Source organism: Pseudonocardia asaccharolytica DSM 44247 = NBRC 16224 (assembly GCF_000423625.1).
Classification (GTDB): domain Bacteria; phylum Actinomycetota; class Actinomycetes; order Mycobacteriales; family Pseudonocardiaceae; genus Pseudonocardia; species Pseudonocardia asaccharolytica.
Genome location: NZ_KE384066.1, coordinates 95,651 through 106,175 on the forward strand (window position 1 = coordinate 95,651; position 10,525 = coordinate 106,175).

Consider the following 10,525-nt stretch of genomic DNA (forward strand, 5'->3'; position numbering starts at 1 on the left):
GCCGCTACGGAGCCCGACCGCGAAGGCCGGGAAGAGAGCTCGCGAGAAACATAGCAGTTGAACTGCGGTTTTCTGGACCGTTGCGAGCGCTTGGTCTGTCAGGCACCGGCCCGTCACGATGAGCGCCACTGAGACAGCCGAATCCCTTGGTTGATCTGGGTGCGAGCGCTCCCACGGAGTGCCGCGGGGATCCCAGCGCTCGCATCAGACGATCTTCGGTCCGTGGGTCGGCAGCGGGCGCCGTTGACCGATGAAGGTGAAGCGAGCGCTGTCGACATCGCCGAGATCGACGATGACGACGGAGTCCTGTGAGAGGTTCATCTGCTGCTCCACTTGCGCGCGTGCACGGATGAGTTCAGTCCGGCTGAGATCGCAGGTGAAGACAGAGTACTGAAGGCGTTCTCCATACTCCTCCATCGTCTTGCATACCTGTCGGAGCCGCTTGGGGTCACAGATGTCGTAAGCGATCAAGAATCGTCGGCGAGCCATTCGTTACCTCGTAGTAAAGGCTGTGTACTCGGGAAGTTCGCCGGTCAGGTGGGCGGCCAGTAGGCGGGCCTGGACGTCCAGTGCGCGGCGGTAGTTGACGCGATAGCCGAAGACAGGGTGCTTGATCTCGTGCGACATGCGACGCTCGTAGGCACTGATGGCCGCTCGTCGTCCGTCGCGATCGAGTTGGCATCCCCCGGCGCGTCGAGTGAAGTGGCTGGAGCGAATCTCCCCGTTGTTGATCAATTGTATGACGGTGCTGTCCGCGATGAGGGGCCGAAATTCCTCGGCGAGGTCGAGGGCGAGCGCCGGGCGACCATACCGGGGACGGTGATAGACACCGACGAAAGGGTCGAATCCGACGGTCGCCAGGGTGACCGTCAGGTCTTTGACCAGGAGCGCGTAGACGAATGAGAGCAGCGCGTTGACCGGGTCGGGTGGCGGTCTCCGGGCTCGGCCGTTCCGGTCGAAGGCGGTGATGTCGAGGCCGTTCGTCGCGTTGAGCATGGCGGTGAACTGCGAGAAGTAGAGACGGGCTGCGGTTCCTTCGAAGCCCAGCAGCGAGGGATATCCGGCGGGGCTGGCCGCGGCTGTCGCCAGATCGCGCAACTGCTCGATCGTCTGGCCTGGTGAGACCCGGCTGTTTCGACGTAGCAAGGTTCGACTGTTACGGATCTTTCCCTCGATCATCCGGCCGGCGACGGTCAGTAGCCGGTCATGTGGTGTGGTGTATTGGGCACGTCGCAGGTCGACATGTCTGCCCGGCAGGCCTTCGGCCATTCCCGAGAACCAGCCGCCGTACGAGAACCAGCACACAGGGATCTCGCGGGCGAACAGTTCTCGCATCACCTGCGGAGTGACCGTGACGTTCCCATACAGACAGACCTGGCTGATGTCGATGAGCCGATAGCTGCCGAGGTTCTCCCGCTCCTTGAAGACCTCCAGCCGACCACGACGGACAGCGACCATCGCACCCTGTTCCATGACATAGACGGGCCGGCTGTCCGGGTCGGCGGCCATGACACCTCGCGGACGACGCGGAGCGCGTTCGCGGACCCGCAGCGCATTGATCTCGTCGGGCAGGCACAGGCCGACCAGTGAGCATCGCGGGCACTTGGGGCTGTCCTCCAACGGCGGTGGGGCGTTGTCACTCGCCGCGGTGCGCCAGAGCTTGCCGAGCAGTTCGCGAACGGCGGCGAGCCGAGCGTCGCTCACCGGTACGACGACCCGCTTCCGGGTCTCGGCATACCAGATCTCGGCTTGGTCGACGCGGTAGCCGGTTTCCCGCAGGAGCAACGCCTGCAGAACCGACTGAATCTCATCGGCGGGCCACGGTGTGCCGCGCCGGTCCGGGCTGCCCTTCTTGTAGTCGACCGGAGTCACCGCGCCATCGATGCCGACCTCGACGATATCGATCTTTGCGCTCACCCCGAGATCCCGGGAGGTGAGCCAGAAGCTGCGCGAGGTCCGGCCGGCGAACCGTTCAAGGTCCTCCTCCGGAGGAGGTAGATCCCCGCCCGGCTCGTCGACGACACGGTGGACGTACAGTCCCTCCTCGACGTCGTCGCTGGTGGCGAACCTGCCCTGCACCCACTCCAGGTAGAACAGGCGGGGGCAGTACACGAACTCGTTGACCATCCGGGCCGGGACCGTTTCCGGGAGCCCGGGCAGATCCGGTCGCGGGGACGTCATCGTGCTCGTCTGCTCAGGCCAGGCCGGACTACCGGACGAGTCGGCTGGCTGGTCGGGGTGAGCATGCCAGCGAAGGTGCGCCCCGGGATCCGACGCCGGCTGGCATGTCCGATCCAGAACATCGACAGCAGGGTGGCCAATTCCGGTGGTCGACCCGATTCGGCGCCCTGTAGGACGGGATGGGACAGGACGGCCTGTACCGCGGCAGGAGCAAGCGGAGCCGACCATAGGGGGTACACCATCCGATGACCCACCCGGCGCCCGAAGTCCTGCCAACAGGTGCTCATCGGCCGGCCATCGGCGGCCGTCGTGCGCATCAGCGGATACGACATGAGTGCGAGCCAGGTCGCCCCGGGAACCCCACGCTCGGACGGCTTGCCGTCCGCGGCGTCCGCGGAGTCGAAGAGAACCCGATGGTCCAGGTACTCGCCGCTGACACTCGGGTAACGACGCCACGCGAGCAGCGCTTCGCGCATGAGCCCGGGGTTGCCCCGCAGAAGCGCGAGCGGCTTGTCGAGCATGGTGCGCATGGACTGCTTGCCCGACGGCGCGGTGAACAAACTGATGTCGGCCCGCTGCCTGTCGTCGACGCTGAGATCGGTGACAAGGGCGCCAAGCCATCGCTCCCCGGCCGGGCCATCCGTCGTGGAGACACGAGAGGCGTACTCGGCCAGAGCCGGCCGGGTCAGCCGGAGCTTGTCCGGGGCCTCCCCGGGCGGGGGGAAATCCGTGCTCAAGCCCGGCAGCACACCGCCCTCGGGGATGTCGCGCACGATGGCCGTGAGGTCGGCGACAAGCGCGTCCATATCCGGGTGCGCGTCGTGCAGGACGGCCGAGCCGTCCTGGCGTGACCAGGCCAGTCTCGCCGAATACGCGGTGTGCTCGGCCACCAGCCGTAGCACGCCGAGCGCGGCGAGGAAACCGAGCGGCGTGTGGCCGTCCAACGCGGGGAGCGGGAGCGGCGTCATGATCCCTCCTCGGAGACCGTCGTGTCGGCGCAACGGACCACGGTCTCCAGCAGCGCCAGGCCCCACCGGCCGTATCGCTGGTTGAGCCGGGCGAACCGGGCCGGGTGCTCGAGCGAGACCGTCCGCTCCGAGGGCACCGACACCTTCTCCCCGTCCACGAGCGCCTGGACCGGGCGGGGTTCCCGGTCCATGACCAGCCGGGCCAGGGGCCGGGCGTATCCGTGGTGACTGGCCACGAGATGGATGAGCAGGTCCGTGTCACCCAGGTAGGCCGAGCCGGCACCGCGCAGCCACTCCTCGACGAGAGCGGCCGACCAGGCCTCATGCCGGGCACCGGCGGGCAGCCCGCTCAACCGACTCGCACGCCGCCAGGCCAGGCGATCGGTCGGGTCCATCCCGGACTTCGCCAGCGGCTCCAGTGCGAGCGTGGCCTCGCAGCCGTCCCCGCCGTGCAGCATGATCTGAAACCGCTCGTCGGCCTTCCCGAGGTCGTGCCATCCGGCGGCGTCCGCCACCACCGCGCGCAGTTCCGGCGGCAGGCCCAGGGCGACTGCGATCTCCTCGGCGCGTTGCCGGACGGCGGTGTGGTGCGCGGCGAGGGTGACCGGTCTCGTGCCGACCGAACTGGCGCCGACCTCCTCGTCGTCCCGGTCGACCGCCGAACCGGAGTCGACGCGGCAGGCGGCGTCGGCCGGCACGGGGCCCGCCAGCAGCCGCGCCCAGGTGCGGGGTCCGTCGTGGCCGGCCACCCAGGAGTCGGCGGGGTCCCGGAGGTCGAGGATCCGCAGTTGTCCGCTTTCCGCCCACCGGCGTAACGCGTTCCAGGTGTCGGCCGTCCAGCCGCAACCGGGAGGAGGTTCGTCGGGCAGGAGCTCAGCGAGGGCCCTGCCGAAGCCGTCGATCTCCTCGCTGCCGGGCCATGCGTCCTCGTCGGCCGCGAGCAGGTCCGACACCAGGGCTGACGCGGTTTCCCCTGCGGCATGCTCCATTCCCAGCCGGGCCGGAAGCCCAGGATCGAGCCGCAGCGTGGCCTCTCGACGGGAACGGGAGGCGACGAACGTGGCGGCCTCGCTGACGTCCCGCACTGGCGAGCGTTCTGCGGGCGACCAGCCATAGCCGTCGAGGCCGCCCCGCTCGGACGGCACGATGATCAGATCACCCGGACGGAGCTCCTCGGCATCGATCCACCGCCACACCATGGGGGTGTCCGGCGCATCATCCGCGCCTCGGCCGGTGGAGGCGGGCCGTTGGGCGAGCACACGGAAAGGATCCTCGAGCTGCCGTGCGTGGCCCCCGACGTCCGGTGCCGCCTCCAGGTCGCTGATCGGCTCGGCCGCCTGCCCACTCATCCACTGCCGGACGGCGACGAATGGCACCTCGACCGTCTCCGTGGTGCGCGGTGGCCATTGGGTGAGCAGGCCGTCGATGTGGGCCGCCGCCAGTTCAATGTCGTCCTCCCACGGGTCGTCGAGGGGGTCGGTACTGAGCAGGCCGTCCCGCCAGACGATCCGCACCGCGGCGACACCGCTGTCGAAGCCGTGGAGGAACGGCTCGATCGGTGGATCGTCGAGGGGCACTGGTGCGGTCTGCGTCCAGGCGTCAAGTGTCGGGTGCAGCAGCACCGGAACCCCGCCAGGCTGCCGCGTGAACTCCAGGGCGGCGAAGGTCGTCGTGGCCAGATGCCGACACGCCAGCGGGGAGACGTCGATCCCGCCGTGTTCCGAAACCATCGCGTGCAGGGCTCGCCAGGTGGTATCGCGGGCTTCGCCGTAGACCGGACCGCGATCCTGCCCGTCGTGGATGACAACCGCGGCGGCCTCGTCCTGGCCGGGGAACCGTTCGGTGAAACGGCCGAGCCGGTTGAGGCGCCCGAGCCGCTGGACGAGGGCATCCCAGGACGCGGACTCGCTCACCAGGACGTCGACATCGAGGTTCACCCCGACCTCGACGGTCTGGGTGGCGACCAGGATGGCCGCGCGGCGTGACGGATCCCGGCTGGTGCCGAACCGGCTGAGGACCTGCTCCTGCACGTTCGGTCGATCGATGGGACGGGAACGGCCGATGAGCAGCTCGCAGTCCGCCTCGACAACCGCACCCCGCCCCGTCAGCAACTTCCGGAGCAGGGTATGGACGGCGCGAGCGCGGTCCACGGTGTTGCACACCACTGCTGCGACGGGGGCCGCTCCCTCCATGGAAGCCTTGGCGGTCAGGGTGCCGACGCGCTCGAGAGTTGTCTCCGCCAAGGCTTTGACGCAGTCCTTGGCGGAGGAGACTTCGCGGGTGGTGAGCCGCTTGCCCGCGGTGAGCCGCTCCCACGCTTGAGGGTTTGTCCGGTGCGCGTCGACGTCCAGTGCGAAGGTGTGCCGGGCCGGAGCGCCGGTGGCGGACAGTCGCACGAGGCTCAGGCTGGGCAGCGGGACACCGAGCCGATCCCGCTCCTGCGCCGCGGACACCGTCGCCAGCAGTGCGGTGGACAGATGCGCCTCGTCGACCAGTACCAAGGAGTCCGTGCCGACCAGGGCGGCGTCGATCGGACGGCGGCGGTCGCTGACCCCGTAGCCGCGGAACAGCAGCCGGCTGCCGATCTGGTCGACGGTGCCCAACACGAGGCCCGGACGGTCCGGGCGGTCGAGCCAGGCCGCAGCCCATGTGGCGCCACCGCGCATCCGGGTGACCGGCAAGAGTGCACCGGCTCGGGCGTCCGGAGCATAGGACCGCAGCCCGGCCGCCACCCGACTGACGATGCCGGGATCCTCCGACCGCTCCGCGTCCTGCACTGCCCGGGAGAGCGAGAGGGCGTGCTCGTAGGCTTCGTCCACGACGATGCGGCGGTCGACCACGAAGAAGCAGCGTCGCCGTCCGAGCCGGTGTCCTCCCGGCACGTGTGAAGTCGCCGCGGCCACGAACACGGCCACATCCAGCGTCGACGTCTTGCCCAGGCCCGTGGGCACGTCGATCAGATCGGGCCACCGGCCACCGCCGAGTACCTCGGCGACCAGGCTCTCCTGCCAGGGGAACGGGTCCACCGCATGGACGGCGCGGTAGAACTCCGCGAAGTCCGCGGCGCCCAGCGCCGGGACGCCGGTGGCGTCAGACATCGCCACCCCGCACCGGCACCGGGGCCAGCAGGCCCACCCCCAGGTAACGCCCCGCCCCCACCAACACCGGGCCGGAAACCCGTCGATCGAACGTCACGGCGACGTGCCGGAACAGCCGTCCTTTCGTCTGGGAGGGCAGATCCAGGGGACGCAGCCGTGCCGCTCCCGGCATCAGGGGCTCGGTGCTGGCCTCAACGCTGACCGGTTCGGGCAACCCCACCCTGCGGAACCCCGCACGCACCTCGGCCTCCAACTGCTCCGGCCGCTTGGGATAGCGGTCCAAGATCATCGGTGTGGCGGAGACCCACCGCCGGCTTCCCCGGCGCCACCGCTCCGCTGAAGCGCCCCACGGCCGAACCAGTCCGGGCTGATAGATCACTTCTACGAGACCGATCTGCGGTACGCGCAGTTCGACCACGCCGTTCAGGTCTTGTCGCCGCAACCCCAGGACGGCATGCAGCACAGCCTGGCGCTCCGAGGCCGGGAGTTCGGGGACGGCGACCGCCAACCCCAGTAGGTGACCGTCGGAATGGTCACCACCGACGTCGGGTAGGGCGAGGAACGCCACATGCGGCCGTCCATCCGCGCCGTGCCCGTGCAGGACGGCGGGCGCGTCGCCGCCCGCCGCCTTGAGCACCGCCGACCGGAAGGCCTCGGTGAGCCGGACCGTCAGCCGCGCCTGCGGTTTCAGACCGGAGAACTGGAACACCAGCACGTCGGTGTAGACCGACGGGATCAGCAGCTCATCCGCCACCCCCCGGTCCGCCTTGGCCGCGGTGCCGGTGCCGCTCGCCGGCGGGCGTCGGCGGTAACCCTGGTAGCGGCTCACCTCCCATGCCGGTCGGCCGGCCTCGAACTGGGCATCCAGTTCGCCGAGGAAACCGGGGTAGGGCACCCGCACCGACACCTCACGGCTCAACAGGTCGCACGGCTCGAAGCGCTCCCGCCCATCACCCGGGATGGCGTCCGGGATGGCGTCCAGTGGTTGCTCGTCGCCGGTGGCCGAGGCGGCCACGAGTGCGACGCCGGTCGACCGGCCGAGATACGGGATCCGATGCGCCATCGCGTCCAGCGAGCTGACGAGATCTGAATCGGCCGTCCCGGCCCAGATCATCGTCACGCGCGGATGCGCCGGCAGGGCCCGCGTCCTGACCCGCAGACCGTTCGTCCGCGCGGGATGAGTTTGGTTGCCACCCTTGGCGCTGAGGGAGTTCACCACGACGTATGCGGCTCGTCGGCTCTCCCGCGGTTGCCCGGCCGCAAGGATGATCGGGGGAGGCTGTGCCTCCAACCAGCGCAGCGCGACCCGGTCCGCCTCACCTCTGGCCGCGGCCACCAGCGCACAGAACAGCCGGGCCGGATGTGGTGGCCACTCGGCGTGCTCGCGGTCGTCCACCTCGGCGGCGTCATAGCTGCCGGACAGCAGCTCGATGGAGATCTCCACCGCCATGGCTCAGGCCTCGTCCCCGCTCGCCTTGGTCAGGCTGAAGTCGATCGCCTGTGCCAGAGGCTTGGAGGGCGTGAGAACGACCGTCCCGGTCGTCAGTGGCAAGCCCTGCTTCTGGGCGTGGGCTGTCGCGACCTCGAACAGGGCCACCGCCTGGTCGACCGTCAGGTCGAGCTGTTCGGTGCCGCCTCCCCTGTGGACCCACTCGATCCGCTCGGACTCCAGCACCAGCTCGCATCCGCTGCGCAGCCATAGACTGGAGCGGCCGAACGCCAGCCGGTCGGCCAGCATCGCGTACGCGGCCAGGACGGCCCGCGCCGCATCCGCCGCCGCGGCGGACGCCGTACCGAACCCGATCCGGTCCAGGCCCGCGAAGGACAGCGTCGCGCAGCGCTGCGCCGAGTGGATCGTCACGCCACCGTGCTGTGGGTTCGGCGCGACATTGCCATGACCGATCTCGCTGAGCTTCTCTCCCTTGACCTTGGTCGACGCCGGTGCGTAGTCCCAGCCCTCCCCATCGGCACGCCGTTTCTGCGCCCCCTGGAGGTTCAGCGGATCCATCCGCCCGGCGTTGCGAGCACCCACCACCGGGTCCCAACCGATGACCTCGCTGGCGTATACCCGCGGGAACTTCCGTTGCCGCCCCTTGCGGTGGCTGTTCCACGCTCCGTACACGAGCGAACCCGGATCATGGGCGTACAAGGTGGTCGCGTCGTCCGGGGAGGCGGCCATCAACGACCGGCCCAGCTCGGTCTTGTCGAACGCCACGCCGTCGAGCAGGCTGTCACGCAGGTAGGCGTCGGCGTAGCGGTGCGGGAACTCCAGTGAGGTGAGCACCACCGGGGCGGCCCCTTCGTGCTCGATCTGCAGCAGCGGAACCCGGACGATGCCGGCCCGCCGAGCCCGCAGGAGGGCCTCCTCCGCACGGTTGGCCTGCGACGGCGTGGAGTCCAGTAGGACGTTCCCGCGCTCCTGGCCATCCACCATCCGCGACTCGAGCACATATGGCGACTGCCCGTTCTGGGCCGGATAGGTGGGCGGGAACACCTTGCTTCCCACCCCGCCCGTGGGCTGGTACATCGCAGTCACTCGGAGCACCGCACGCGTTCCGGTGAGCGAGACTGCGGACAGCAATTCCTGGTATGACGCCTCGGTGCTCACGTCCACCCTTCGGTGAGGAGAAGTTAGGTCGGGATCGATCTGCGAGTACTACACCATCGATCACCGACAAGATCGGTGATCAGGCCGTCGATGTTTCGTGGAGGGCCGAAACCTACGGGGAGCCGAGCATCACCGGTACGGATGACGCACCCGGTGCCGCCGGACGGTCACGCGGGAGACAAGGCCGGGTTCAGAGCACCTGGATCCGGTGCCGGCCGGTGCGCAGCACGATGCCGGAGAAGCTCGCGCGCACGAGGCTGTGCCGCAGGTGGCTGACCGCGGTCAGCCGGATCCCGACGATCCGGTCCGGCGGCCGGCCGAGGTGGCGGCGGTAGTCGCCCACGATGGTGCGCGACTCATGGTGGGTCGCTCCCGGTCCGCCGGCGCGTAGCGGGATGGGGGCGCCGGGGTGGGCAGGCTCGGGTGCCGCTGCCCAGCACCAGCTGAGCTCCTGGCCGGTGTCGAACTCGACGGCCACCGACAGCTGGTCGCGAATCCAGCCCTCGCTTCCCGGAGCGGGCAGCGGCGGTTCGTCGACCCGCCAGGTCCATTCGAGGGTCGTGTCGGCGCCCAGCGGGAGCCCGACCTCGGTGCGGATGACGCCGGCGTTGTCGTCGCAGACGACGTCGATGGCCGACCGGCCGTCCCGCCGGGCGTGCCGGTAGACGTCTCCGGGGCCGAACTCGAGCAGGTACTCCCAGCCGGGCGGCGGGACGACGGGGTCACACAGCCGCGCGTGCTCGGCGGCGGCCAGCGACGGGTCGACGATGCCCGGCCCGAGCGAGGTCAGCCCGGCAACCGGGTCCGCGCCCGCCACCCAGCGCAGGACCGTCACATCCAGCCCGCCGGAGGCGCGCCGGTAGGGCGCGTCGCCCGTGGCGAGCGCCCCCTTCCGGTCGGCCCAGGCACCGAGGTGGACGCACAGCTCGAGCTCGCCGTCATGGTCGATGACCGTGGTCGTGGTGTCCTGGGTGCAGCCGAAGATCTCCCCGCCGGGCACCCGGCCCCACAGATGGCGTTTGGCGCCGGCGCCCGCATCGTGCGGCGGGCACCAGCGCACGAATCCCGAACCGAGCAGGGTGACCCGGTCGCCGCGACACACCTGCAGACCGGTCGGTGTCCACGGCGGACGGTCTGCCTGCAACGTGAGGTGCACCGAATCCGGAACCATGATCGACCGTGGCATCCGCCCACCCTGGCAGATGCACGGCCACCCGGAGGCCGGAACGGCGAAGAAAGTCGCGCCGGCCGCCGTCAGTGGTTCTGGTGGTAGGCCTCGATCACATTTGTCAGGATCCGGCCACGCACGGAAATCCTCATACCCTGAGGGTTATTCACGCGAGTGCATAGAAGTGGAGTGCAACTACGGTTGAAATGGTCTCCGCGAACGTTGCGAGCGGGCGGCGGTAGTCGGTGTGCAGGATGCGCCCGCTCTTGAGGTTGGCGATGACCCGTTCGATGCGGTAGCGAATCTTATTGACTTGAGTGTTGAAATCCTTCTCCCAGTCGAGAAGGTCACGGCACTCCGGTTTCTTGATGGGCGTATCCATGCCGTTGCCGACGTATCCCTTGTCGCCTATCCAGTTGCTTGGGTCAAGCGTCCGTAGGACGCCTGAACCCTTCAGGCAGTACGAGTCGTGTCGACCTCCGACGATCGGATCAGAGATCCA

At 69.3% G+C, this 10,525-nt stretch carries 8 protein-coding genes; all 8 read right to left on the minus strand.

Annotated elements, in window-relative coordinates; genetic code table 11:
• Positions 1 to 204: 204 nt before the first annotated feature.
• Positions 205 to 489 (minus strand): CRISPR-associated endonuclease Cas2, encoded by a 285-nt coding sequence (cas2, locus tag G567_RS0125600; RefSeq protein ID WP_028932139.1) that lies wholly within the window; start codon positions 487 to 489, stop codon positions 205 to 207.
• Positions 490 to 492: 3 nt separating this feature from the next.
• Positions 493 to 2,181: a CRISPR-associated endonuclease Cas4/Cas1 gene (locus G567_RS0125605; protein ID WP_028932140.1), complete on the minus strand. Its 1,689-nt coding sequence runs from the start codon at positions 2,179 to 2,181 to the stop codon at positions 493 to 495.
• Positions 2,178 to 3,149 carry a type I-G CRISPR-associated protein, Cas3-extension family gene (locus tag G567_RS0125610; protein ID WP_028932141.1) on the minus strand — a complete coding sequence of 324 codons (972 nt, stop codon included), beginning with the start codon at positions 3,147 to 3,149 and terminating at the stop codon, positions 2,178 to 2,180. Before G567_RS0125610 ends, G567_RS0125605 begins: the two co-directional genes overlap by 4 nt.
• On the minus strand, positions 3,146 to 6,247 hold the full coding sequence (gene cas3g, locus G567_RS31575; protein ID WP_147200972.1) for a type I-G CRISPR-associated helicase/endonuclease Cas3g: 3,102 nt from the start codon (positions 6,245 to 6,247) through the stop codon (positions 3,146 to 3,148). Before cas3g ends, G567_RS0125610 begins: the two co-directional genes overlap by 4 nt.
• Entirely contained in the window at positions 6,240 to 7,697 is a 1,458-nt protein-coding gene (csb2, locus tag G567_RS0125620; RefSeq protein WP_028932142.1) for a type I-G CRISPR-associated protein Csb2, read from the minus strand. Before csb2 ends, cas3g begins: the two co-directional genes overlap by 8 nt.
• Positions 7,698 to 7,700: 3 nt before the next feature.
• On the minus strand, positions 7,701 to 8,783 hold the full coding sequence (gene cas7g, locus G567_RS0125625; RefSeq protein ID WP_211224085.1) for a type I-G CRISPR-associated RAMP protein Csb1/Cas7g: 1,083 nt from the start codon (positions 8,781 to 8,783) through the stop codon (positions 7,701 to 7,703).
• Between the two features lie 262 nt (positions 8,784 to 9,045).
• Entirely contained in the window at positions 9,046 to 10,041 is a 996-nt protein-coding gene (locus G567_RS0125630; RefSeq protein WP_084796449.1) for a DUF3047 domain-containing protein, read from the minus strand.
• A 148-nt stretch (positions 10,042 to 10,189) separates the two neighbouring features.
• A partial coding sequence (locus G567_RS34695) for a transposase family protein (protein ID WP_028932145.1) occupies positions 10,190 to 10,525 on the minus strand: 336 nt, incomplete at its 5' end.

What these genes read in the sequence shown, in the direction of transcription:
- cas2 (WP_028932139.1), bottom strand. Translation starts at nt 489, where the DNA reads ATGGCTCGCCGACGATTCTTGATCGCTTACGACATCTGTGACCCCAAG.
- G567_RS0125605 (WP_028932140.1), bottom strand. Translation starts at nt 2,181, where the DNA reads ATGACGTCCCCGCGACCGGATCTGCCCGGGCTCCCGGAAACGGTCCCG.
- G567_RS0125610 (WP_028932141.1), bottom strand. Translation starts at nt 3,149, where the DNA reads ATGACGCCGCTCCCGCTCCCCGCGTTGGACGGCCACACGCCGCTCGGT.
- cas3g (WP_147200972.1), bottom strand. Translation starts at nt 6,247, where the DNA reads ATGTCTGACGCCACCGGCGTCCCGGCGCTGGGCGCCGCGGACTTCGCG.
- csb2 (WP_028932142.1), bottom strand. Translation starts at nt 7,697, where the DNA reads ATGGCGGTGGAGATCTCCATCGAGCTGCTGTCCGGCAGCTATGACGCC.
- G567_RS0125630 (WP_084796449.1), bottom strand. Translation starts at nt 10,041, where the DNA reads ATGCCACGGTCGATCATGGTTCCGGATTCGGTGCACCTCACGTTGCAG.